This window comes from Streptomyces sp. NPDC096205 (assembly GCF_044763135.1).
Classification (GTDB): domain Bacteria; phylum Actinomycetota; class Actinomycetes; order Streptomycetales; family Streptomycetaceae; genus Streptomyces.
Genome location: NZ_JBIWFS010000008.1, coordinates 76,611 through 99,657 on the forward strand (window position 1 = coordinate 76,611; position 23,047 = coordinate 99,657).

Genomic DNA, 23,047 nt, shown 5'->3' on the forward strand with positions numbered 1-23,047 from the left:
TTCGCCGTTCGCCGTGGGTGGCTCCTGTTGTCCTGCGGGTGCCGCGCCGTCGTGGTTTCTCGCGCAGTTCCCCGCGCCCCCGAAAAAGCCTAGTTGGCCCAAGGGGGCGTGATGACCGTGCCGTCGGTCATCGTCGCCTCCAGGCCGATGGACGTCGTGACCCAGGTGATCGCCGTGTGGGCCGTCGGGTTCTCCACGGCCAGCGTCGCCCCCGGGTTGATGATCACGGTGTCGCCCGCGGTGACGCGCTCGGTGACGCCGTCGAGGGTGATCAGCAGGTCGCCGATCAGCAGATGGAAGATCTCCTCGCGGTTGACGGTGTGGGCGGGGGCCTTCGTCCCCGCGGGGATCTCGCCGCGCCAGGCGCACAGCTCCTTGCTGCCGCTGAGCGGGGTGGCGTACGAGACGAAACGGGCGCCGTGGATCTCGTGGGTGACGGCGTCGGACGAACGGATGACGGGCAAGGGGAAACCTCCGGTCGGATGCGGCAAGGATGGCGCAAGGATGGTCAAGCAGCTTGACCATATGGATGATGGTCAAGGAGGTTGACCAATTCGTCAAGGGTGTTTCAATGACGACGTGCAGAACTCCGACGCCATGGCCCTGTCCGTCGCCCTGCTCGCCGTCGCCGGTGAGCTGACCCAGCGCATCAACGACGGGGTCGTGGCGCGCGGCTTCGAGGGGATGCGGCCCGCGCACGGGTTCGCGTTCGCCCGGCTCGCGCCCGACGGGGCGACGGTCACCGACCTCGCCGCTCATCTCGGGGTGACCAAGCAGGCCGCGAGCCAGCTGGTCGACGAGATCGTGCGCAAGGGGTACGCCGAGCGGCGGCCGCATCCCGGGGATGCGCGGGCGCGCCTCGTCGTGCTCACCGAGCGGGGGTGGGCGTGCACGCGCGCCGCCGAGGAGTCCGCCGCCGAGGTGGTGCGGGCCTGGGCCGGGGTGCTCGGCGAGGAGGAACTGCGAGGGCTGTACGGCCGGCTGGCGCGAATCGCGCCTCATGGGCCCATTCGGCCCGCCTGGTGACGGCGGGTCGGTTAGCGCTGGAAGTTTTTACTGACGCGTAACTTCCATCTTTGACTACTCGTCCGTAACTTGACGAGTGAACAGCATCCCGTGATCCGGATCACAGGGCGTAAGGCAGTCGCCATTCCCTTGAGCCGCGAGGAGATCACCCGATGCTGCCCTTCAAACGCCTGCTCAGATCCCTCTCAGCCGTGCTGCTGACCGCAGCCGTCGCCACCGTTCCCGCCGCGACCGCCGCTCATGCCGAGAGCGCCACCACCAGCAGCGGCTGGAACGACTGGACCTGCAAGCCGTCCGCCGCCCACCCCCGCCCCGTCGTGCTGGTCCACGGCACGTTCGGCAACTCCGTCGACAACTGGCTCGGCCTCGCGCCCTATCTGACCGCGCGCGGCTACTGCGTCTTCTCCCTCGACTACGGCCAGTTGCCCGGCGTCCCGCTCTTCCACGGGCTCGGCCCGATCGACAAGTCCGCCGCGCAGCTCGACGCGTTCGTCGACCGGGTGCTCGACACCACCGGCGCCGCCGAGGCCGACCTCGTCGGGCACTCGCAGGGCGGCATGATGCCCCGCTACTACCTCAAGTTCCTCGGCGGGGCCGCCGAGGTGAACGCCCTGGTCGGCATCGCGCCCGACAACCACGGCACCACCCTGAACGGCCTGACCAAGCTGCTGCCCTACTTCCCGGGCGCCGAGGACCTGTTGTCCATGGCCACCCCCGGCCTCGCCGACCAGGTCGCGGGCTCCGCCTTCCTGACCAAGCTCAACCAGGGCGGCGACACCGTGCCCGGCGTCCGCTACACCGTCATCGCCACCAAGTACGACGAGGTGGTCACGCCGTACACCAGCGGCCGGCTGGAAGGCCCGAACGTACGCAATGTGCTGCTGCAGGACCTGTGCCCGCTGGACCTGTCCGAGCACCTGGCCATCGGGCTGTTCGACCGCATCACCTTCCACGAGGTGGCCAACGCGCTTGACCCGGGCCACGCCACCCCGTCCACCTGCGCGTCCGTGTTCAGTTGACGTGCGCCGGGGCCCGACCGGCCTGAGCCGCCGGTGGGGCCCCGGAAGAGGGTTGCGTCAGCGACCGTGCCGTGTGCCGCTCGCCGAGCGCCGGCGGGCCGTGGCGAACAGCACCGCCGAGCCGAGGGCGAGGGTGGCCGCGCCGCCCATCGCGAGGTAGGCCGTGCGGGCGTCGCCGCCGGTCTCGGCGAGGTTCTGTCCGGCCGCGGCGGCCTTGGGCCGGTTGGCGCCGGAGTTCTCGGTGGCGGGGTTCTCCGCGGCGGCGGGCTCGGCCGAGGTGTGCGCGTCCGCGTCGCCGTGGCCGTGGTTCTCCACCGTCGACTTCCCGGCGCCGTCCTCGATCTGCTCCTCGGAGGGGGCGGAGGCGCTCGGCGCGGGGGCGGTGGGGGTGGCCGAGTCGTTCGGGTCTGCCGGGGTTTCCTGTGTGGTGCCGCCGAAGTCGACGTCCGAGCAGGAGTAGAACGCCTCCGGGCTGTCCGAGCGCTGCCACACCGCGTACAGCACATGGCGGCCCGAACGCTCCGGCAGCGTGCCGGAGAAGGTGTAGAAGCCGCCCTGCGCGGCCGGGTTCGTGGCCGTCGCCACCGGGTTCGCCAGGTCCAGGTCGCCCCAGGCCAGCGGCTTCGCCGGGTCGTGACCCGCCTTCGTCAGATACACCTTGAAGGTGCCCCGGTGCGGGGCCGTCACCCGGTACTTGAACGTGTACGACCCCTTGCCGACGCTTGTCGCCGGCCAGTCCGCGCGGGGCAGGTCCAGGCCCTTGAACTCCTCGCTGTTCGCGCTGCACAGCTTGCCGTCGGGTATCAGCTCCTGGTGCCGGCCGGCCGCGTCGCCGATGCGGATGCCGTTCCAGTCGTACAGCGCCTGGGTGCCGCCCGCGGCGACAGCCGCCTTGCACGCCGCGGACCTCGGGCTCTCCGGCCCCTCCGCGTAACACTGCGACACCCGGCTGACCGGGTCGCCCATCGAGCCGTGCGCGACCGCGGGCACGGCGGCCAGCGCGGTCAGGGCGAGCGGGGCGACACCGAGGGCGGTGACGGTGGCTGCGGCCTTGGCCTTCAGGCGTGCGGGCATCGCGGACACGGGCTTCGCGGACACGAGCTTCGCGGATACGGGCTTCGCGGACACGGGCTTCGCGGATACGGGCATCGCGGATCTCCTCCAAGGTGGGGGCGGCGATCCGAAGCTAGCCCCACCGCACCCCGAAATCGCCTGCTGAGGGGCGCTCTTGGAGATCCTTATGGTGCCTTTAAGGGAGTGCTCAGGCTGCGATCAGGTCGGTAGCGTTCGCGCCATGACGCACGACGAGATCCGGCCCGCCGCGGCCGCCGACGCCGCGGCCGTGAAGGCCGTCACCGACGCCGCCTACCACCACTACATCGCACGCATCGGCGTGGTGCCGCAGCCCATGGAGGCGGACCACGCGGCGGACGTGGCCGCGGGGCGGGTGTTCGTCACCGGCGAGCCGGTCGTCGGGCTCGTCGTGCTGGACGCGTACGACGACCATCTGTTCCTCGACAGCATCGCCGTCCACCCCGACGCCGCCGGACAGGGCGTGGGGGGACGGCTGCTGCGGTTCGTCGACGCACGCGCGCGTGCGCTGGGTCTGCCCGAGATCAGGCTCTACACGAACGCGATGATGTGGGAGAACCAGAAGATCTACCCGAAGTACGGGTACGAAGTCGTCGAGCGGCGGGTGGACGGCCCCTACGACCGGATCCACTACCGCAGGCGTCTGGACTGACCGGGTCTCATGACGCCTCCGGCCACCAGATGCGTGCGATGTCTTTTCGGACCTCGGGCCGCTCCGCGGGCAGGCTCTCGGCCTCCTCGCGGATCCGGCGGGAGTTCGGCTTCTTGAGGGGCTTCTGCACGGTCGCTCGGCGCATGGCTGCCTCCTTGAGTGCCTACCGTGTTCCGCGTTCTCACGGAGGTAGACGCTTTCGGTGAGAGTTCCTCATCGCGGCCGGTCTGTCAGTGGCGCCCGTCACCATCCGGACTGTCAGTGGCGGCTGACATCCTGGGGCCATGAACGACGACTGTGACCGCGCGAACGCGCCGCGTGTGGACTGGGACGCCGAGGCCGCGTCCTTCGACGACGAACCCGACCACGGCCTGCGGGACCCGGAGGTGCGCCGGGCCTGGGCGGGCCGGCTGCGCGGCTGGCTGCCCGAGGAGCCCGGCGAGCTGCTCGACCTCGGCTGCGGCACCGGCAGCCTGTCGCTGCTCGCCGCCGAGCAGGGACACCGGGTGACCGGCGTCGACAGCTCCCCGGCCATGGTCGGCCGCGCCCGCGCAAAACTCGCCGGACGTGACGCGGTGTTCCTGGTCGGTGACGCTGCCGCACCACCGGTCGGGGAGCGGCGCTACGACGTCGTGCTCGTACGGCATGTGCTGTGGGCCCTGCCCGACCCCGACCGCGCGCTGCGCCACTGGCAGGGGCTGCTGCGGCCGGGAGGCCGGCTGGTGCTGGTCGAGGGCGTGTGGGGGACCCTCACGCCGGTCGGCATATCCGCCGACACCCTTACCGCCCTCCTCGCGCCGCTCGCCGCACAGGTCCGTGTGGAGCGGCTGTCGCAGGACGCGGTGCTGTGGGGGAGGGCGGTGACGGACGAGCGGTACGCGGTGGTGGCGACGGCCTGAGCGGCCTCAGGCCGGCAGCGACGGTCCGAGACGGCCTCAGACCGGCAGCGACGGCCTGAGCGGCCTCAGGGGCAGCAGCGACGGCCTGAGCGGTTTCAGGGCATCAGCGACGGCCTGAGCGGCTTCAGGTCGGCAGCGACGCCCTGAGCTGCTCAGGCCAGCAGCGACTCCAGTCCGCCCTCGACGGTGGCGAACGCCTCCAGCTCGTCGAGGGCGGCCACCGCCGCGGCCGCAGCCTCCGGGTCCCGCTCGGCCAGACCGCTCTCGGCGAACTCGTCCTCGTCCAGGCGGCGTACGTCCGTGCCGTCGGCCGAGCGCCACAGGTCCAGGTCGAGGTCCTCGACGACCAACTCGTCGCCGGACAGCGTGGCCGGGCGGGTGATGTCGCAGTACCAGCCCTTCAGGGCGCCCTGCGCGTCACGGACCTCCTTGACCGAGTACCAGCGGTCGCGCCAGTAGTGCTCGGTGAACACATCGCCGGGCTCGAAGCGTACGAAGCCGAAGTCGCGCACGCCCCCACCCGCCCAGGCCGCGCTGACGGAGACACGGGTGCCGTCGTCGGACAGCAGCGTCGCCGCGTAGCGGATCTTCGTGCGGCCGGCCTTGAGGAGGACCACGTCCACCTCGCGTGCCGGTTCAGCCGAGTTCACGGACATAGCGCACCTCCGTCGCACAGACCTCGTACCCGAACCACTTGTTGATCGCCAGCATCGGCCCGTTGCCGGTGTCGTTGCCGGTGAACGCCTCCGTGTACCCGGCGGCGCGGGCGCGATGCAGGGAGTGGTTCTTGGCGAGCTTGGCCAGGCCCCGGCCGCGGTGGGCGCGGGCCGTGCCCGTCATGCCGCTGCCGTAGTGGCGGGAGCCGTCCGTGCGGGCCGCGGTGAACGCCGCCGGACGGCCGTCGACGAGCGCCACGACGGTCAGCTCCAGGTCGGTGAGCGGGTGCCGCCACGTCTCCTCGAGCCAGGCCTCGTAGTCCGTCAACTCCGCTCCCGCGTCGCTCGGTTCGTCCGCGGTCGTCTCCGCGTCCAGCGCGAACAGGGGGCGCGGGTCGGCCGCGAAGTCGGCGCCCGTGCGCAGCTCGACGCCGGGCGGCGGGTCCTGCAGCGGCGGCAGGGTGCCGTGCGCGAGGTCCAGGCGCTGGAAGTGCGCGGAGCGGCTCGCGCGGTAGCCGTGCGCCTCGGCGAAGGCGCGGTTGCCGGGCGCGTCCAGGACCCAGGACAGCAGCCGGGTCGCGCCCTGCGCCGCCAGGTACTCCTCGGCGGCGCGGACCAGCAGCGTGCCCGCGCCGCGGTGGGTGTGCTCCGGGTGCACGTAGACGTTGACGAAGGCCTGGCCCGGCTCGGGGGCCTCGTGGATGAGCCCGACCTGCGCCGAGCCGATGATCTCGCCGTCGGTGTCCTCGGCGACGAGCGGCCGGTAGCGGGCGTCCGGATGGAAGTGGGCCAGGTCGTAGGCGAGGGAGTCCGCGGTGATGAGGTGGAACGGCAGGGCGTGGTACCGGACGGCCGCGAAGCCCTCCAGGTCGGCACGGACGCCGGGCCGGATCTCGCGCACGATGACTGTCATGGGGCCGCACGTTACGTGCGCGGCGCGCCTGTGTGCCGCTCATTTTCCGGGCCGCGAGCGCTGTCCGGCCGGTGCGGGAGGGCCGCCCCGTGCGGGACAATCGGCCTGTGACCTTGAAGATCCACATCGATGACAGCGCCGTACCGCCGTACGAGCAGGTGCGGGCGCAGATCTCCGAGCAGGCGCGGTCCGGGGTGCTGCCGGTGGGGTACCGGCTGCCGACCGTGCGGGGGCTCGCCGAGTCGCTGGGCCTCGCCGCGAACACCGTCGCCAAGGCGTACCGGGTGCTGGAGGGCGACGGGGTGATCGAGACGCGGGGGCGCAACGGCACGTTCGTCGCCGCGGCGGAGTCGGCCGCGTCCAGGGAACTGGCCTCGGAGGGCCGGGCGTACGCGGAGAGGGCACGGCGGCTCGGCGTACCGGAGGAGGAGGCGCTGTCCGCGGTACGCGACGCTCTGCGGGCGGCCTACGGGGAGTAGAGCCTGGCGGTGGCCTACGGGGAGTAGAGCCTGGCGGTGGCCTACGGGAAGTAGAGCCCGGCGCGGCGGGGGGTAGAGCCCGGCGGTCATGGGGTGCGGGTCACCGTGCGGTCCAGTCGTCTCGCCGTCCTCGCGAACACCTTCGCGTCCTCCACCGCGGCCCCGTTGGGGTCGTTGTTGAAGTACACGTACACGTCCTCGGCGTCCGGCCAGGTGTGCGCGATCCGGTCGGCCCAGGTCTGCAGCGACTGTCTGCCGTAGCGCGGCCAGTCCTTCGCGCGCCCCTGATGGAAGCGCATGTACCCCCAGTCCGCCGTGCGCCACAGCGGGGCGACCGGACGGGCGCGGACGTCGGCCCAGCACAGGGCGGCGCACCGGTCCTGGAGGATCTCGCGCACCTCGGGCGTCCACCAGGAGTCGTGGCGGGGTTCGACCGCGACGCGGACCGAGGCCGGGAAGCAGGCCAGGCAGGCGTCGAGCAGGGCGGGGTCGGCCTTCAGGGTCGGCGGCAGTTGCAGCAGGACGGGGCCCAGCCGGTCGCCCAGTCCGGCCGCGTGGGTCAGCAGCCGGTCGACCGGCTCCGCGGGCTCCTTCAGCCGCTTGATGTGGGTGAGATAGCGGCTGGCCTTCACCGCGACGACGAAGTCCGGTGGGACGCGGTCGTGCCAGGCCTCGAAGGTCTCCCGGGACGGCAGCCGGTAGAAGGCGTTGTTGATCTCGACGGTGGCGAAATGGGCCGTGTACTCCTCCAGCCACCGCCGCACGGGCACGTCGGCCGGGTACAGGAGGCCGCGCCAGTCCTTGTACTGCCAGCCCGATGTGCCGACGTACCAGGTCATGTCTCCATGAAAGCACTCACAGGTACAGGCCCGCGTCCGCGCCCTCCCGCGGCTCCGGCAGTGAGGTCGGCGACGTGCCCCGGCGCAGCGCGTACAGCTCGGCCAGGGTCGCCCCCTCGCGGCCGACGCCCTCCTCGGTGCCCAGCCAGGTCACCGCCTCCTCGCGGGTGAGCCGGCCGACCTCGATGCGGGCCAGACAGCGGCCGGGCCGGACGACGGCGGGGTGCAGTCGCTCCAGGTCCTCGTTGGTGGTGACGCCGACCAGGACGTTGCGGCCCTGGCCGAGCAGCCCGTCGGTGAGGTTCAGCAGCCGGGACAGGGCCTGGCCCGCGGTGTGCTTGGCCTCGCCGCGGATCAGTTCGTCGCAGTCCTCCAGGAGCAGCAGCCGCCAGCGGCCCTTGCCGGTGGAGTCGTCCTCGCCGATCGCGATGTCCATGAGGTAGCCGACGTCGGAGAACAGCCGCTCGGGGTCGAGGACGCAGTCGACCTGGCACCAGTCGCGCCAGGACCGGGCGAGGGTGCGCAGCGCGGAGGTCTTGCCGGTGCCGGGCGGGCCGTGCAGCAGCAGGAGCCGGCCCGCGATGTCCTCCGGGGTCGTCTTCATCAGCCGGTCCATCGCGTCCGCCACCGGCGCGGTGTAGTTGGGGCGGACCTCGTCCCAGGTGCCCGCGGAGATCTGCCGGGTGGTGCGGTGCGGACCGCGCCGGGGGGAGACGTACCAGAACCCCATCGTCACGTTCTCCGGCTGCGGTTCGGGCTCGTCCTCCGCGCCGTCGGTGGCCTTGTCCAGGATCTCGGCGGCCAGTTCGGCGCTGGTCGCGGTGACGGTGACGTCGGCGCCGCGGTTCCAGCGGGAGATCAGCAGCGTCCAGCCGTCGCCCTCGGCGAGGGTCGCGCTGCGGTCGTCGTCGCGGGCCACGCGCAGCACCCGGGCGCCGGCGGGCAGCAGGGTCGCGCCGGACCGTACGCGGTCGATGTTCGCGGCATGCGCGAACGGCTGCTCGCCCGTCGCGAAACGGCCGAGGAACAGCGCGTCGACGACGTCGGACGGGGAGTCGGAGTCGTCGACGTTGAGCCGGATCGGCAGGGCGTCCTGCGGGTGAGCTGACATGCCGCCATGATCTGCCACAACTGCCCGGTGTGCACCCGGTTTCCACCTGGTGGGTGCGCTGTCGGCCTAACCCTCGACGGGGTGACACGGGGCGGAATGCGGGGCGTGGCGAGGGCGCCGCACCGTGCCGCACGGACGTACGGCACGTACGGGATGCCTTCGACTACCGGAACTCCGCCTGCACGGCGGGTGACCACGTCATATGCCCCGTCGGCGCGCGCCGCGCCCGCGCAGCCGCCACAGCGGGACCGGCAGGAGCAGCAGGGCGCTGATCGCGGCGACGGCCACGATCCCGCCGCGCACCGACCACTGGTGCAGGGCCAGCAACGTCTGGGCCACCAGCACGTCGAGGACGATCGCACCGCCGAGGGCGGCGATCGCACGGCCCAGCGGGTCGAGCGCGCGCAGCAGCCGGGCGAGGGCCAGGGCCGGTGCGGCGAGCAGGAAGAACAGGGTGAAGGGGCCGCGCAGCGGCGAGGTGGAGTCGGCGAGCGCGAGCAGCGTCCCGGTCCCCGCGGCGGCCGTGGCGGCGCCCACGAGCAGCACGAGCAGATCGCTCCCCGGTCCTGGTCCTGGCCCTGGTCCCGACCGCTCGGCGTCGGACGACGACGACCACGTGCGGTTCTGCTTGTCAGAAAGGGGCTGCATGGGCGACGTTCCCCCCGAAGCGTCGGATGCCGGGCTTCAATGTCGCGCAGCCCGGAGCCGGGCGTCAAGACGCGCGGGTCCCGTCGGCCCGGTTGCGCTCCCGGACCTGCGCGTGTTCCCCGAAGGCAGTGGGGGCCCCGGGGAACACGCAGGTCACAGCCGTCTCGCGGGTGTCACGGGACGATCTTCAGCAGCCGGTTGGGCGAACCGCTCCCGGGGCTGGTGACCTTGCCGGTGGTGGCGCCGTTCACCAGCGCCGTGGCGACCTGGGCCGGGGTGGCCGAGGTGTGGTTCGCGAGGTACACGGCCGCCGCGCCCGCGACGTGCGGGGTCGCCATCGAGGTGCCGGAGATGGTGTTCGTGGCGGTGTCGGAGGTGTTCCAGCCGGCCGTGATGGAGGAGCCGGGCGCGAACACGTCCAGCACCGAGCCGTAGTTGGAGTAGCTCGCGCGGGCGTCGGTGTTGGTGGTGGCGCCGACGGTGAGGGCCTCCGTGACCCGGGCCGGGGAGAAGGAGGAGGCGTTGGAGTTGCTGTTGCCCGCCGCGACCGCGTAGGTCACGCCGCCGGCTATGGAGTTGCGTACGGCCGTGTCGAGCGCGGTGGACACGCCGCCGCCCAGCGACAGGTTGGCGACGGAGGGGCCGCTGTGGTTCGCGGTCACCCAGTCGATGCCGGCGACGACGCCCGCGGTGGTGCCCGAGCCGCTGTTGTTCAGCACCCGGACCGCCACGATCCGCGCCCGTTTGGCGACGCCGTACGTCGACCCCGCGATGGTGGTGGCCACGTGCGTGCCGTGGCCGTTGCCGTCGGAGGCGGTGGTGTCGCCGTCGACGGCGTCGTAGCCGTAGGAGGCCCGGCCGCTGATCTGGGCGTGGGTGATGCGCACGCCGGTGTCGATGACGTACGCCGTCACGCCGCTGCCGGCGGAGTCCGGGTAGGTGTAGGTGCCGGACAGCGGCAGGGACGTCTGGTCGATCCGGTCCAGGCCCCAGGGGGCGCCGGTCTGCGTGGTGTCGGCGGCGCGCACGACCCGGTCCTGCTCCACCGAGGCCACCGACGGGTCGGCCGCGAGCCGCCGTGCCTCGGCGGCGGAGAGGGTGGCGGCGTAGCCGTCGAGCGCGGCGCGGTACGTCCGCTTCACCGTGCCGCCGTACTTCTTGATCAGGCCCTTGCCGGAGGCCGAGGACGCCGTGAAGCCGGCGTCCTTCTTGAGCGTGACGATGTAGCTGTCCTTGACGGCGTCGGGCGAGCCGGCCGCCAGGACTCTGCCCTCGGCCGGGGCGGCCTGGGCGGGGAGGGCGGTCGACGCGCCGACGAGCGCGGCTGTCGCCAGACCGGTGAGGGCGGCGAGCCGGACCTTGTTGCTCCGCAGTCGTGCCATGACGAGGGAGTCCTCCTGCGTGGGGGGCGTGTTGTCGCTCACTCAGAAGCGTCGGCCAACAACCCAGTGTGGACAAGGGAGTTGACGGCATGTCAACGAATCTGACATGAGCACGCAATCGAACAGGTGACGAAGTCTCCTCGAACTACTGAAAAGTCATCACCTTTCTTGGCATGGACACTTCCCGTCAACACGCGTAGTTGCTACGACAGTCATGGCAGAGATCCTGCTAAAGGGAGGTTGCATGAGACGTTCCCGAATTGTCGTCTTCGTCAGCTCGGTACTCCTCGCCGTCGGCACCGCCCTCACCGGGGCCGCCGCGGCGCAGGCGGCCGAGACCGCCGCCACCTCGTACGTGGCGCTCGGCGACTCCTACTCCTCCGGCGTCGGCACCGGCAGCTACATCAGCTCCAGTGGCGACTGCAAGCGCAGCACCAAGGCGTACCCGTACCTGTGGGCCGCCGCCAACTCGCCCTCGTCCTTCAGCTTCAACGCCTGCTCGGGCGCTCGCACGGACGACGTCCTCTCCGGCCAGCTCGGCTCGCTGAACACCGGCACCGGCCTGGTCTCGATCAGCGTCGGCGGCAACGACGCCGGATTCGCCGACGTGATGACGACGTGTGTGCTCTCGTCCGACAGCACCTGTCTCGACCGCATCAACACCGCGAGGGCGTACGTCGACTCCACGCTGCCCGGCAAGCTCGACGGCGTGTACTCGGCGATCCGCACCCGTGCCCCCTCTGCACGGGTCGTCGTGCTCGGCTACCCGCGCTTCTACAAGCTGGGCACCACCTGCCTCGGCCTGTCGGAGACCAAGCGTTCCGCCATCAACGCCGCCTCCGACCATCTGAACAGCGCCATCGCCACCCGCGCCGCCGCACACGGCTTCGTCTTCGGCGACGTCCGCACCACCTTCACCGGCCATGAGCTCTGCTCCGGCAGCGCCTGGCTGAACAGCGTCAACTGGCTGAACATCGGCGAGTCCTACCACCCGACGGTGAGCGGCCAGTCGGGCGGCTACCTGCCGGTCCTGAACAGCAACGACTGATCCGTCATCAGGAAGGTGTCGCAGTAGGGGAGGCCCCGCCCGTCGGGGTCTCCCGCACACAGGTCACCGAGAACGGCACGGAGTTGGACGAGGCCTCCACCGGCCCGCGCACCTCGACACCGAGCGCGTCACGGTACGTGCCCTCCTCCGCGTACGTCGTCAGGACCACCGTGTCCCGCCCGGAGCGCGGGCCGCCCTCGGGCAGCGACAGCGTCTTCCAGCCGTCGCCCAGGACCTCCCCCTTCACCGTCACCCAGCGGTAGTCCACCTGCGCCGGCAGCCGCCCCACCGTGAACGTCGCCGTGAACGAGGGCGCCTCCGCCTGCGCGGGCGGGCAGGTGCCCGAGTAGTCCGTCCGGGTGCCCACCACGTTCACCTGCACCGACTGCGGCGGCGGCGTGCTCGACGGGCTCGCGCTGCTCGTGCTCGGCGTGGGCGACGGCTCGTCGGTGTGCGACGGCTCGCGCGTCTCGCTCGGCGTCGGCGTCGGGGTCGGGGTCGGGGTCGGGGTCGGGGTGGCGGCCGTCCGGCTCCGCGTACCGCCCCCGGCGGTCCCGCCGCCGTCGTCCTCCCGGTTCAGCAGGGCGTACGTCAGCCCCGCGAGCGCCAGCGCCAGCACGACCAGGCCCGCGACCAGCGCCAGGACGGCCCGCCGGTTGCCGCGCCGGGACTCCTCCTCCCGCACGGCCGTCGTCGCCGTACCCGCCGCGACGGGGTACACCGGCGTCGGCCGCTCGTCCTGCGGATGCCCCACGACGGTAGGGGCGAAGGGATCCGCCCCTACGACGCCCGCGCGCGGGGCACCCCCGGCGCCCACGAGCCGCAGCTCCCGCTCCGCATCCTCGGCCGACAGCCGCTGAGCCGGGTCCTTGCGCAGCAGCCCCGCGATCACCGGTGCGAGTGCCCCGGCTCGGTGCGGCGGTGGCAGTTCGTCGTCCACGATCGCGCGCAGCGTGCTCAGCGGCGTGTCCTGACGGAACGGAGAGTGCCCCTCGACCGCCGCGTACAGCAGCACCCCCAGCGACCACAGATCGGACGCCGGGCCCGGCGTGCGGCCCAGCGCCCGCTCCGGTGCCAGGAACTCCGGCGACCCGACGACCTCACCGGTCATGGTCAGCGCGGAACTGCCCTCGACCATGGCGATCCCGAAGTCGGTCAGCACCGCCCGGCCGTCGTTCGCCAGCAGCACGTTGCCCGGCTTCACGTCCCGGTGCAGCACCCCCACCTCGTGCGCGGCGTGCAGCGCGGACAGCACCTCCGCCCCGATCCGTGCCGCCCGCTGCGGCGGCAACGGGCCCTCGGCGTCGAGGAGTTCGCCGAGGGTGATGCCCCGGATCAGCTCCATCACGATCCAGGGGCGGCCCTCCTGCGTCACCACGTCGTACACCGTCACCACATTGCGGTTGGCCACCCTGGCCGCCGCCCACGCCTCACGCTCCAGCCGCGCGTACAGCCGCTCCACGTCGGCGGCCGGCAGTCCGGCGGGCGCGCGCACCTCCTTGACCGCGACCTCCCGGCGCAGCACCTCGTCGAGGGCCCGCCACACCGTCCCCATCCCGCCCTCGCCGAGCGGGGACAGCAGCCGGTAGCGACCCGCGATCACGCGCTCACCGCCCGGTGATCCAGACACGGGCACCTCCTCGTCGCAGCCGCGGGCGCCATGCCCCGTCCGATCCGGTCCCGTCTGGTTTCTCCCCAAAAGTAGCTCAGCCGAATGCGGATGCCGCCCCCTTGAGCAGCAATCCGGCCCCGAGCAGCACCACCACCCCGGCCGACACCAGCGGCAGCGCCCCGCGGGCCGCCACCACGAGCGGCCGCGCGGTCCATCGCGGCCGCCGCTCCAGCGCCCGTACGGCCCGCCCGCCGAGCCGTACGACGGCGAACCCGGCCGCCGTGAGCGTCAGCGCGAGCCCCGCCCCGTAGGCGACGACCAGCAGCAGCCCGAACCACGCGTGCCCGAGCGCGGCCGCGCCGACCAGCACGACGACCGCCGACGGACTGGGCACGAGCCCGCCCGCGAAGCCGAGGAGGAGGGTGCCGCGGAGGGTGGGGGCGGTGTGGGTGTGGTCGTGTCCGTGGTGATGGTGATGGTGCTGATGGCCGTGGTGATGATGATGCCGATGGTCGTGCTGATGCTCGTGGGCACCCACCAGAACCGGGACGCGCTCGGGCGCTGCCTGAGCCTGACGCAGGGGCCGCCGGGCCCGCCACGCCTTGCGTACGAGGCTCAGTCCCGCCCCTGTCACCAGTGCGCCGCTCGCCAGGCCCAGCCAGGTGATCACCGACGGCGTGGCCGCGGAGCCGGCCGTGACGAGGAGGCCGAGGGCGATCACGCCGAGGGTGTGGGTGACGGTCACGGACGCGGCGAGGGGCAGGACGTCCCGCAGCCGGGCCCCGCCGCCCCGGGCCGCCGCCGACGCGGCCATCAGCGTCTTGCCGTGGCCCGGCGCGAGCGCGTGCAGCGCGCCGAGACCGACGGCGACGAACAGGGCGAGCACCCCGAAGCCGAACGTGAGGTCCTGCCGCGCGACCAGGGAGTCCAGCGCACGGGTGAACCGGTCGGCGCCGCGCGGCAGCACGGAGGCGGCCGGAGGCGGCCCCTCCTGCGTCAGGGCCGGACCGCCCGGCCGGACGGACAGGGAGGCGGTGGAGGTGTCGGCGGGGGAGGACAGCAACTCATCGGGATAATCGGCCAGTTCGCCGGAGACCGACTCACGCGGTACGTCCGAGGCCGTGAGGGTCATCCGGTCGCCCCGCGCGGTCACCTCCCGCCACCCCGGCCCGGACGAGGCCCCCGCCGCCCGGAAGCCGACCGCGACGCTCGTGCCCTCCGGCAGCGGCGCCCTGAGCCGGCACTCCACCCGAAGCGTGTTCAGCCCCGCCTGCCCGGGCAGCACCCGCGCGTCACTCCCCGCCACGGCCAGGGCGACCCTACGGCCGTCCACCTCGACCTCACTGTCCCGCGCGGCCCGCGCACACCGGGCCCGGGCCCACCCCGCCAGACCGCCCGCCCTCGCCATCTCCGGCCGGGCCTGGGTCGCCGGAATCTCCGCCAGATCCTCGACATGGCCGACCCGCAGCTCGCCGGGGGCCGCCACGAGTCCGTCGTAGCGGTTCACGGTGAAGTTCCCGAGCGGATGCGCGCTCGCCGTGCCGGTGGGCCCCAGCGCCAGCCCGCAGGCCGCGGTGAGGATGGCGACGGCGGTGGCGAGGGCGCGGGGGAGTGGGCTGGTCCTGCGGCGGGAGGCTTCCGGGGTGGCTTCCGTGCCCGGGCTGAAGCAGGGGTGGTGGTCGTGGGGAAAGCGGCGGATGGTCATCGGGACGCCTCCAGTGCCTCGCGGGCCTCGCGGGCGGCGAGCGGTGAGAAGGCGGGGTTCAGCTTCAGGGCCGCTGTCAGGTGGGCGCGGCCCTCCCGCGCATGACCCGTGGCCAGTTCGATCACGCCCCGGTGGTGGAGGAAGGCGGCGTTGCGGTAGCCGGTGGCCGTGGCGCGGCGGGTGTACGGCAGGGCCTCGGTGTCGCGGCCGTTGACGTGCAGCGCCCAGGCGAGGGCGTCCGCCGTGTGCACGGTGTGGCGGCGGGCCCACTCGGCGCGGGCCGCGCGCAGGGCGGCGGCCCGGTCCCCGTGGTCGGCCTCGGCGAGGGCGGTGTCGAGGTCGACGTCGACCCCGCCCGCCCGCGCGAGGGCCGTCCAGACATCCACCAGGGCGTACTGCTCCCGCGCCCGGGCCCGGTCGCCCCGCGCCTCGTACAGCTCGCCCAGCGCGACGAGCGGACCCGGCAGCGGGGCCCTGGCGACGACCTGCTCCAGCCCCCGCACCGCGGCAGCCCCCTCGCCCTTCGCGGCCTGGGCACGGGCCCGCCCCTCCAGCGCCGGGAGGTAGCCGTCGTCGGCGGCCAGGGCCCGCCCGTAATGCCGTAGGGCGCTGTCGTACTGCCCCTGGTTCCACGCAAGTTGTCCCAACTGCGTGGCGACGTACGCGACGTCCCCCGGCGAGGTCGCCCCGCGCAGGGCCTGCTCCAGCACCCGGCGCGCCGTGCGCACATCGCCGCGCAGCTCCCGCACATAGGCGTACCGCGTGAACACCGGGATTCCGGGCCGCCGTTCATCGGCCGTGTCGGCGGCCCGGGCGGCCTCGGCGTACCGGCCGAGCTCGACGAGCGCGTCGATACGCGTGCACAGGGCCCGCTCGCTGTACGGGTTCCGCTTCAGCGCCCGGTCCGCGTCGGCGAGCGCCCCCGTGAAGTCGTGCCGCGCGGCGGCGAGCGCGGCCCGCCCGGCGAGGGCCTGGTCGTTGCCGGGCGCCAGCTTCAGCGACCGCTCCAGCGCGTCCCCGGCCTTCGGGTAGAGCGACGGGTCGCCCCCGACCCTGGCCTGCTCGACGTAGGTCAGGCCGAGGGTGGCCCAGCCGCCGAAGTCCCGTGGCTGCGACCGCAGATGAGCCTGCAGCGCGCCGACCCCCGCCGCCCGTGGTGCCACGGCGACATCGACTTCCGGCGACTCCCGCACGGAGCCGAGAGCGACGGACCCGGCGGTGAGGCCGATGGCCAGCAGAACGGCAGAGAGCCCGAGCTGAACCTTGTTGGTGTTCGAGGACAACGCCTCTCCTCTGTGAGATGGGTCGAGGTATCTCAGGGGCGCGGGGAACTGCGCGACCAGCCCCCCACGGCCCGCAGCGGAAGTACGACCACAAGCCCCACGGCGCTCAGTACGCCCGCCCCCTCACCCGCCGCCACCACATGAGCCCGCCCCCGATCAGCAGAATCCCCACAGCCCCGGCACCGGCGGACGCGGCGATGAGGGTGGTGTCGGCCGAGCCGCCGGAGGCACCCGCGGGCTGAAGCGCATCACCGATCTGGTTCCGGACATCGGCCCCGCCCGACACCCCCTTGGCCAGCGGCCCCCGAGACCCCTCGGTCGGCAGCGCCACATACGGGAACTCCTTCTCGAACGCCTTGTCGTTCTTGTCGACCGCGTCCCCCAAGTCGTTCTTCTGCCCGAGCAGTTCACCCTCGACGACCTGCAGCGAGGCGTCGATCACGTCGTCGGTGAGCCGGCGCCCGTTGGGGAACCCGGCCTTGTCGCCGTCGAGGACGCCCAGCCGCTTGGGGCTGTGGGCGGGCGGGATCGACGTGTTGAGGCGCAGCTCCTCGGCGGGCCGCACGTACGGCGGCTGGTTGAGCCCGTCGACTCCCTTGAGGAAGACGTCGACGAGGTCGTTGCGCGGCTCGGCAGGGGCCTTGATCTTGTAGATCGCCTCGATGAGCTTGGGGAGTTCGGGGTTGGTGACGTTCTTCAGGAACCGCGCGTCGTCCCAGGGCGCGCTCGCGTTGAACGTGTCCTTGTCCCCGACGGGATTGACGACCTCGTTGACGAGCGGGTTGCCCAGCCGGGAGACCTGCATGAAGTGGCCCTGGGCGTTCTTGCGCTGGGTCGTGGACCAGATGCCGACGACCGGCTGGTGCGCGGACTGCCGGATCATGTGGTTCGGCACCTGAAGGGCGATGGAGTTGACGTTGTAGCCCTTGAGGGTGTCGTTGCCGACCTCGGAGAGGTTCCCGCCGTAGAGCAGGTCGAAGACGCGCAGGTCCAGGAAGAACGGGTCGTCGGCCTGCCCGGCGAACGACGTGGAGCCGCCCGCGAGTTGGTGCACGGCCTGGGTGCGCAGCTTGGCGTAGTCGGGCATGGACGCCTTACCGACGTTCGACGGGGCGACGGGCACGTCGTCGGCGATCTTCGTGCGGGACATCGCGTGCTGGTTCTTCAGCCGCAGCAGCTCGATGTCGTAGGTCTGCGTGATGTTGAGGTCCGGGTCGTGGAGGCTGTCCACGGGGCCGGTGTTGTAGAGGAAGGTCCGCTTGTTCTTCACATGGGTGGCGAAGGTGAAGCGGTAGAGCAGATCGCCCTGGGCGTCGCCGTCGTTGTCGATGTGGATGTCGTACTGGGCGTCGTCGGCGAAGGGGAAGAAGTTCGGTCCGCCGGCGGGCTCCTCGAACGGGATCCAGTTGGCGATGATGGTGGTCGTGTCCGGTTTGTCCGGGCTGACGAACGCGTACACGTCCGTGTTGTCGTACTGCGGCTGCCCCGAGATCAGCGGAGCCTCGCGGTGGCTGGAGGCGGAGGCCGCCCGAGGTTCCAGCGCGGTCGCACCGGCGGCCGCGAGCCCCCCGGCGGCCAGCGCGCCACATATGAGGGTCGTCAGGCCCTTGCGCCCGGACCCGTTCCTGGAGATAGCTGTCATGCCGTCCGTCCTCCGTGCCGACTTCTCTGACGCCGGGGGATTCGGAGCGGTGTGCGGGGCGGATTGGTGGATCCCGAGAACTTCTTCCGGGACCGTGCCAACTTCTTTCGGGGGCCGCGCGACCCGCGTTTTCGCCGCCGTGATCCGTATCCCCTCCGGAGGTGTGTGCGGTGCGGATGCCTGGTGTGGCGGGTCGGGGCGGGTGCCGGCGGCGAGAGGGGGACCGGATGCGGGCGGAGGAACTGCTGCTGAGCGTCGCGAGAGGCGATCAGCGGGCCTTCGAGGAGTTGTACGCGGTGGTGGCCGGGCCGGTGTTCGGGCTGGTCCGGCGGGTGGTGCGGGACCCGGCGCAGTCGGAGGAGGTGGCGCAGGAGGTGCTGCTCGAACTCTGGCGCTCCGCAGCCCGGTTCGACCCCGGGCGGGGCAGCGCCCTGGCGTGGGTGCTCACCCTCGCCCACCGCCGCGCCGTGGACCGGGTGCGCAGCGCCCGCGCGGCCGGTGAGCGCGAGCAGCGCGAGGCCCTGCGCTCCGGCGGGCCCGCATTCGACCAGGTCGCCGAGGAGGTGGAGGCGGGCCTGGAGCGCGAGTGGGTGCGCCGCTGCCTGGACCGGCTGACCGCGCTGCAACGCCAGTCCGTGACCCTCGCCTACTACGACGGCTACACCTACCGCGAGGTCGCCGAGCGCCTCGGACTGCCCCTCGGTACGGTCAAGACGCGCATGCGTGACGGCCTGACCCGCCTGCGCGACTGCCTGGGAGGCGCGGCATGAGCCTGTTCCGTCGTGAGGACCCGCACTCGCTCGCGGCCCCCTACGCGCTCGACGCCCTCGATGCCGAGGAGCGGCGGCGGTTCGAGAGGCATCTGGCGGGCTGCGACCGCTGCACGGCCGAGGTGCGGGACCTCACCGAGGACGCGGTCCGGCTCGCCTGGTCCACCGCTGCCGCGCCGCCCGCCGCGCTGCGCGACCGGGTCCTGGCCGCCGTACGGACGACCGCGCAGGAGGCGGCGGGGTACGGCGGGAGTCCGGAGCGTGGGCGGTCGGCGGGGAAGTCCCCGGCGCGGCGGAACGGGCGGCTGCCCGCTCATGTCTGGGGCACTCAGCCGCTGCCGCGACGCTCCCGTGCGCCCCGGACGCGCCCGCTGCTGGTGCCGTTCGCCACCGTGACGGCCGCCGCCGCGCTCGTCGTGGCCGCGCTGTTCGGCGTCCAGGCCGGCCGCAGTCAGGACCGGCTGGCCGCCGAGCGCGACCGGGCACGTGAGATCGCCCACGTTCTGGCCGCTCCCGACGTGCGGACGGCCGTCACGAGGGACGCCGGCGGCCGCAGTATCGGAGTGATCGCTTCCGCATCCGAGGGGCGTGCGGTGGTGACGCTGAGCGGATACGGCGAGCCGCCGGGCGACCGCGTGCACCAGCTCTGGCTCATGCGCCCCGGTGCGCGGCCCCGCTCCCTGGGCCTGTTCGAGCGCGACACGCCCTTGGTCGCGGACGGCCTCCAGCGCTCCTCGACCTCACTCGCTGTAACCGTCGAACCGGACGGAGGCTCACCACAGCCCACTGGACAGCCGGTTGTCCAACTCGCCCTGGAATCGGTTGGATTCGGAGAGTGACCGCCGAGGCGTCGTCAACCCCCTTACGGGGAAGGTGAATCCTGTGACCGCGATACACGCATGCCCCGTGAGGGCGATAGGGTTACCCTGCCCGTGGGCCGGGTGGACTCGTACGGGTGGGGAGTGACATGGAACAGATAACTGTGCGCAGGGCGAGGGTCCCTGCGATCACCTGCGGGAGCAGCGCGACCAGCTCGCGTCTCGACCGCCATCTCTCGGTGCTGGGCGGCCCTGCCGTACCGCAGCAGAAGACGGCCGAGGCGACCCTGCTGATGCGCGAGCTGACCGCCCGTGAGCCCGACCGCCACCGCAGCAGCCGCCTGTCGCGGGTGAGCCGCGTCTCGCTGTTCGCGCCGCTGCGCCGACTGCGCCGCACGCTGTTCGGCGGTCACTGAGCCGTCCCACCCCGGGGTGATCCCCGGGGCTCACGCTCAGGCCGCGACACCGTCCCGGCGCAGCGCTGCGATCTCGTCGTCCGTCATCCCCACGGCGCGCAGCACTGCCCCGGTGTGCTGCCCGAGCGCGGGTACGTCCCCCATGCGCGCCTCGCCTCCACCCGGCAGCGTGATCGGCGGCAGCAACGCCCGCAGCGGGCCCACCGGCGAACCCACCTGACGCCACCGCCCCCGCGCCGCCAGCTGCGGATGCTCCGCGACCTCGGAGACATCCCTCAATCGCGCGCAGGCGATGCCCGCCGCCTCCAGGCGGGCCATCGCCTCGTCGCCGGACAGCGCCCCCAGCGCCTCCGCCACGGCCGCGTCGGTGCGCTCCCGGTGGGCCACCCGCGCCGCGTTGGTCGCGAAGTCCGGGTCCGTGCCCAACTCCGGCCGCCCGAGAACCTGTTCGGCCAGCCGCTGCCACTCCCGGTCGTTCTGCACCGACAGCAGCACCCGCCCGCCGTCGGCCGTCGCGTAGGCGTCGTACGGGGCGATGACGGCGTGCGCGAGGCCGGTGCGCGCCGGGGGAGTGCCGTCGTGCATCGCATGGTGCAGCGGATGGCCCATCCACTCCGCCAGCGCGTCCAGCATGGACACCTCCACCGGCCCGCCCCGTCCGGTCGTGCCACGCCGCACCAGCGCCGCGAGCACCCCGGAGAAGGCGTACATGGCCGCCGCGATGTCGGCCGCCGGGATGCCCGCCTTCACCGGCTGCTCCGGCGTCCCGGTCACCGACACCAGCCCCGCCTCGCACTGCACGAGCATGTCGTACGCCCGCTTCTCGGCGTACGGCCCCGACGGCCCGTAACCGGAGATGTCCACGGCGATCAGCCGCGGGTGCGCGGCGCACAGCGTGGCCGCGTCCAGACCCAGCCGGGCCGCCGCGCCCTGCGCGAGGTTCTGCACGAACACGTCCGCGTCCGCGACCAGTCGCCGTACGACGTCCAGGCCGCGCGGGTCCTTCAGGTCCAGCGCGACCGACTCCTTGCCCCGGTTGCACCACACGAAGTGCGAGGCGAGGCCCCGCGCCGCGGTGTCGTAGCCGCGGGCGAAGTCGCCGCCGTCGACCCGCTCCACCTTGATCACCCGGGCGCCGAGGTCGGCGAGCTGACGGGTGGCGAAGGGGGCCGCGACGGCCTGTTCGACGGCGACGACGGTGATGCCGTCCAGGGGGAGGGGGAGTCGGTCCATGGTGTGGATCATCACCCGCGACGGACGGCCCTGTCAGCACCGGTCAGTGTGAGAACCGGCGCACCGCGAGCGGCGCGCACACCGCGATCAGCACCGCGCACCAGGCCAGCGACCCGGCGACCGGGTGCGCCACCGGCCAGGCCGCCCCCTCGGGCACGGCCGCGTTGCCGAACAGGTCGCGCAGGGCGGTGGTCACCGCGCTGATCGGGTTCCACTCGGCGACGGTGCGCAGCCAGCCCGGCATGCCGTCGACGGGGATGTACGCGCTGGACAGCAGCGGCAGCACGAAGGTCATGCTGGCCAGCTGCCCGCCGGTCTCCTCGTCCCGGGTCAGCATGCCCAGCAGGATGCCCACCCAGGTGGAGGCGAACCGGAAGAGCAGCAGCAGCCCCAGTGCCCCGGCCGCCTCCACGGCCGAGCCCTCGATCCGCCAGCCCACCGCGAGCCCGACAAGCAGCAGCGGCACCGTGCCGGCCGCGGTGACCACCAGGTCGGCCACCGCCTGCCCCAGCGGCACCGCCGCCCGGCTCACCGGCATGGTGCGGAAGCGGTCCATCACGCCCCGGTGCGTGTCCTGCGCCGCCTGGAGCATGCCGGTGGTGATGCCGCCCGCGGCCGTCGCGACCAGCAGGCCCGGCACCAGGAAGGAGCGGTAGGCCTCGCCGGGCATCGCGACCGCGCTGCCGAAGACGTACCCGAAGAACAGCAGCATCGTGATCGGGGCGGTCTGGGTGAGCACCACCAGGCCCGGGTTGTTGCGGATCCGCCGCAGCTGCCTGCCCAGCATCGCCGTGCCGTCGTACGCCAACGCGCTCATGCCGCACGCTCCTTGAGGTCCACAGGGTCGCCCGTCAGCCGGAGGAAGACGTCGTCGAGGGTGGGCGGCCGGATGCTCGCGTCCAGCAACGGCACGCCCGCCGCGTCGAGTTCACGCACCAGACGCGGCAGCGTGAGGGTGGTGTCGCGGGTGACCGCGCCGACGGCCCGCCGGTCGTGGTCCAGCGTCGGCTCGCCGCCGGTGAGCCGGTCCAGCACCGCGGCGGCCTCCGCCATCGCCTCAGGGCCGGTCACCACGGCCTCGGCGTACGCCCCGACCATGGACTTCAGCTCCTCGGGCGACCCGGTGTGCGCGACCCGCCCCCGCTCGATCAGCACGATGTCGTCGGCGAGCCGGTCGGCCTCCTCCAGGTACTGCGTGGTCAGCAGCACGGTCGTGCCCTGGGCCGCCAGCTCGCGCACCTCCTCCCAGATCCGGCCGCGGCTCGCCGGGTCGAGGCCGGTCGTCGGCTCGTCGAGGAACAGCACCTCGGGACGCCGTACGAGACTCGCCGCGAGGTCGAGCCTGCGGCGCATGCCGCCCGAGTACGTGCTCGCCGCCCGGTCGGCGGCCTCGGCCAGGCCGAACCGCTCCAGCAGCTCGTCGGCCACCGCGTTCGGGCCGCGCACCCGGTGCAGCCGGGCGAACAGACGGAGGTTCTCGCGGCCGGTGAGATCGCCGTCGACCGAGGCGTACTGCCCGGTGACGCCGATGCGGGCCCGTACCTCGGCCGCCTCCCGCACCAGGTCGTGCCCGGCGACCCGGGCCGAGCCGGCGTCCGGGCGCAGCAGCGTCGTCAGCAGCCGTACGGCCGTCGTCTTGCCCGCGCCGTTGGGGCCGAGGACCCCGCAGACCGTGCCCTGCGCGACGGCCAGATCGAGCCCGCGCAGGGCGTGGACCGCGCCGAAGCGCTTCTCCAGACCTTCACTAAGTACAGCGTACGTAGAAGTCATGCCCGCACCATAGCGCACTACGTACGGCGTACGT

General features: G+C 72.9%; 25 protein-coding genes. 9 read left to right on the forward strand and 16 right to left on the reverse strand.

The features are described from left to right. Window positions 1-89: 89 nt before the first annotated feature. A complete protein-coding gene (locus ACIQ6Y_RS27635) occupies window positions 90-464 on the reverse strand; it encodes a cupin domain-containing protein (protein WP_404042725.1) in 375 nt (124 codons plus the stop codon). Window positions 465-579: 115 nt separating this feature from the next. Between ACIQ6Y_RS27635 and ACIQ6Y_RS27640 the strand changes: the two genes are divergently transcribed. Next, window positions 580-1,026: a MarR family winged helix-turn-helix transcriptional regulator gene (locus ACIQ6Y_RS27640; RefSeq protein ID WP_404042726.1), complete on the forward strand. Its 447-nt coding sequence runs from the start codon at window positions 580-582 to the stop codon at window positions 1,024-1,026. Window positions 1,027-1,178: 152 nt separating this feature from the next. Then, window positions 1,179-2,045, forward strand: a complete 867-nt coding sequence (locus ACIQ6Y_RS27645) for an esterase/lipase family protein (RefSeq protein WP_404042727.1) — start codon at window positions 1,179-1,181, stop codon at window positions 2,043-2,045. Window positions 2,046-2,102: 57 nt separating this feature from the next. On the opposite strand, the gene ACIQ6Y_RS27650 is transcribed toward ACIQ6Y_RS27645, so the two are convergent. Continuing rightward, on the reverse strand, window positions 2,103-3,119 hold the full coding sequence (locus tag ACIQ6Y_RS27650; protein WP_404043365.1) for a lytic polysaccharide monooxygenase: 1,017 nt from the start codon (window positions 3,117-3,119) through the stop codon (window positions 2,103-2,105). Between the two features lie 220 nt (window positions 3,120-3,339). Between ACIQ6Y_RS27650 and ACIQ6Y_RS27655 the strand changes: the two genes are divergently transcribed. After that, window positions 3,340-3,789 (forward strand): GNAT family N-acetyltransferase, encoded by a 450-nt coding sequence (locus ACIQ6Y_RS27655; RefSeq protein WP_404042728.1) that lies wholly within the window; start codon window positions 3,340-3,342, stop codon window positions 3,787-3,789. A gap of 7 nt (window positions 3,790-3,796) precedes the next feature. On the opposite strand, the gene ACIQ6Y_RS27660 is transcribed toward ACIQ6Y_RS27655, so the two are convergent. Further along, window positions 3,797-3,934, reverse strand: coding sequence for a hypothetical protein (locus tag ACIQ6Y_RS27660; protein WP_404042729.1), 138 nt, complete (start codon window positions 3,932-3,934; stop codon window positions 3,797-3,799). Window positions 3,935-4,073: 139 nt separating this feature from the next. Here ACIQ6Y_RS27660 and ACIQ6Y_RS27665 point away from each other — a divergent pair, with 139 nt between their 5' ends. Then, window positions 4,074-4,688, forward strand: coding sequence for a class I SAM-dependent methyltransferase (locus tag ACIQ6Y_RS27665; RefSeq protein WP_404042730.1), 615 nt, complete (start codon window positions 4,074-4,076; stop codon window positions 4,686-4,688). Window positions 4,689-4,840: 152 nt separating this feature from the next. Here the strand turns inward: ACIQ6Y_RS27665 and ACIQ6Y_RS27670 are convergent, their stop codons facing one another. Both ACIQ6Y_RS27670 and ACIQ6Y_RS27675 read right to left on the reverse strand, forming a co-directional pair. Beyond that, window positions 4,841-5,344, reverse strand: a complete 504-nt coding sequence (locus tag ACIQ6Y_RS27670) for a DUF402 domain-containing protein (protein WP_404042731.1) — start codon at window positions 5,342-5,344, stop codon at window positions 4,841-4,843. After that, on the reverse strand, window positions 5,325-6,257 hold the full coding sequence (locus ACIQ6Y_RS27675) for a GNAT family N-acetyltransferase (RefSeq protein WP_404042732.1): 933 nt from the start codon (window positions 6,255-6,257) through the stop codon (window positions 5,325-5,327). Before ACIQ6Y_RS27675 ends, ACIQ6Y_RS27670 begins: the two co-directional genes overlap by 20 nt. Before the next feature lie 107 nt (window positions 6,258-6,364). Here ACIQ6Y_RS27675 and ACIQ6Y_RS27680 point away from each other — a divergent pair, with 107 nt between their 5' ends. Then, entirely contained in the window at window positions 6,365-6,736 is a 372-nt protein-coding gene (locus ACIQ6Y_RS27680) for a GntR family transcriptional regulator (RefSeq protein WP_404042733.1), read from the forward strand. Window positions 6,737-6,822: 86 nt separating this feature from the next. Here ACIQ6Y_RS27680 and ACIQ6Y_RS27685 read toward each other — a convergent pair whose 3' ends face one another. The 4 genes from ACIQ6Y_RS27685 to ACIQ6Y_RS27700 form a co-directional block, all read right to left on the reverse strand. Next, a complete protein-coding gene (locus ACIQ6Y_RS27685; protein WP_404042735.1) occupies window positions 6,823-7,575 on the reverse strand; it encodes a DUF72 domain-containing protein in 753 nt (250 codons plus the stop codon). Between the two features lie 16 nt (window positions 7,576-7,591). Next, window positions 7,592-8,686, reverse strand: a complete 1,095-nt coding sequence (locus ACIQ6Y_RS27690; RefSeq protein WP_404042737.1) for a DUF5925 domain-containing protein — start codon at window positions 8,684-8,686, stop codon at window positions 7,592-7,594. Between the two features lie 198 nt (window positions 8,687-8,884). Then, window positions 8,885-9,334: a hypothetical protein gene (locus ACIQ6Y_RS27695; protein ID WP_404042739.1), complete on the reverse strand. Its 450-nt coding sequence runs from the start codon at window positions 9,332-9,334 to the stop codon at window positions 8,885-8,887. 173 nt (window positions 9,335-9,507) lie between these two features. Next, complete coding sequence (locus ACIQ6Y_RS27700; protein ID WP_404042740.1) at window positions 9,508-10,716, reverse strand: S8 family peptidase; 1,209 nt, start codon at window positions 10,714-10,716, stop codon at window positions 9,508-9,510. 244 nt (window positions 10,717-10,960) lie between these two features. Here ACIQ6Y_RS27700 and ACIQ6Y_RS27705 point away from each other — a divergent pair, with 244 nt between their 5' ends. Then, window positions 10,961-11,764 (forward strand): SGNH/GDSL hydrolase family protein, encoded by an 804-nt coding sequence (locus ACIQ6Y_RS27705; RefSeq protein WP_404042742.1) that lies wholly within the window; start codon window positions 10,961-10,963, stop codon window positions 11,762-11,764. A gap of 7 nt (window positions 11,765-11,771) precedes the next feature. On the opposite strand, the gene ACIQ6Y_RS27710 is transcribed toward ACIQ6Y_RS27705, so the two are convergent. The 4 genes from ACIQ6Y_RS27710 to ACIQ6Y_RS27725 all read right to left on the reverse strand — a co-directional run bounded on the left by ACIQ6Y_RS27710 (window position 11,772) and on the right by ACIQ6Y_RS27725 (window position 18,006). Then, window positions 11,772-13,394, reverse strand: coding sequence for a serine/threonine-protein kinase (locus ACIQ6Y_RS27710; RefSeq protein WP_404042743.1), 1,623 nt, complete (start codon window positions 13,392-13,394; stop codon window positions 11,772-11,774). A 76-nt stretch (window positions 13,395-13,470) separates the two neighbouring features. Then, the gene (locus ACIQ6Y_RS27715) at window positions 13,471-15,081 is read right to left on the reverse strand and encodes a nickel transporter (protein WP_404042745.1); all 1,611 of its coding nucleotides are present in this window, start codon (window positions 15,079-15,081) and stop codon (window positions 13,471-13,473) included. Then, window positions 15,078-16,424, reverse strand: a complete 1,347-nt coding sequence (locus ACIQ6Y_RS27720; protein ID WP_404043367.1) for a tetratricopeptide repeat protein — start codon at window positions 16,422-16,424, stop codon at window positions 15,078-15,080. Before ACIQ6Y_RS27720 ends, ACIQ6Y_RS27715 begins: the two co-directional genes overlap by 4 nt. Window positions 16,425-16,470: 46 nt before the next feature. Continuing rightward, window positions 16,471-18,006, reverse strand: coding sequence for a DUF4331 domain-containing protein (locus tag ACIQ6Y_RS27725; protein ID WP_404042746.1), 1,536 nt, complete (start codon window positions 18,004-18,006; stop codon window positions 16,471-16,473). A 227-nt stretch (window positions 18,007-18,233) separates the two neighbouring features. On the opposite strand from ACIQ6Y_RS27725, the gene ACIQ6Y_RS27730 reads away from it, so the two are divergent. The 3 genes from ACIQ6Y_RS27730 to ACIQ6Y_RS27740 all read left to right on the forward strand — a co-directional run bounded on the left by ACIQ6Y_RS27730 (window position 18,234) and on the right by ACIQ6Y_RS27740 (window position 20,010). Continuing rightward, a complete protein-coding gene (locus ACIQ6Y_RS27730; RefSeq protein ID WP_404042747.1) occupies window positions 18,234-18,776 on the forward strand; it encodes a sigma-70 family RNA polymerase sigma factor in 543 nt (180 codons plus the stop codon). Further along, window positions 18,773-19,615, forward strand: coding sequence for an anti-sigma factor domain-containing protein (locus ACIQ6Y_RS27735; RefSeq protein WP_404042748.1), 843 nt, complete (start codon window positions 18,773-18,775; stop codon window positions 19,613-19,615). The genes ACIQ6Y_RS27730 and ACIQ6Y_RS27735 overlap by 4 nt, the downstream gene beginning before the upstream one ends. Window positions 19,616-19,743: 128 nt before the next feature. Further along, the gene (locus tag ACIQ6Y_RS27740) at window positions 19,744-20,010 is read left to right on the forward strand and encodes a hypothetical protein (protein WP_404042749.1); all 267 of its coding nucleotides are present in this window, start codon (window positions 19,744-19,746) and stop codon (window positions 20,008-20,010) included. A 36-nt stretch (window positions 20,011-20,046) separates the two neighbouring features. Here ACIQ6Y_RS27740 and ACIQ6Y_RS27745 read toward each other — a convergent pair whose 3' ends face one another. From ACIQ6Y_RS27745 to ACIQ6Y_RS27755, 3 genes are read right to left on the reverse strand one after another with little or no spacing between them, the layout of a single operon-like run. Then, window positions 20,047-21,243, reverse strand: coding sequence for a CaiB/BaiF CoA transferase family protein (locus ACIQ6Y_RS27745; protein ID WP_404042750.1), 1,197 nt, complete (start codon window positions 21,241-21,243; stop codon window positions 20,047-20,049). A gap of 43 nt (window positions 21,244-21,286) precedes the next feature. Then, window positions 21,287-22,060 carry an ABC transporter permease gene (locus ACIQ6Y_RS27750; protein ID WP_404042751.1) on the reverse strand — a complete coding sequence of 258 codons (774 nt, stop codon included), beginning with the start codon at window positions 22,058-22,060 and terminating at the stop codon, window positions 21,287-21,289. After that, entirely contained in the window at window positions 22,057-23,013 is a 957-nt protein-coding gene (locus ACIQ6Y_RS27755) for an ATP-binding cassette domain-containing protein (RefSeq protein ID WP_404042752.1), read from the reverse strand. Before ACIQ6Y_RS27755 ends, ACIQ6Y_RS27750 begins: the two co-directional genes overlap by 4 nt. Window positions 23,014-23,047 lie beyond the last annotated feature (34 nt).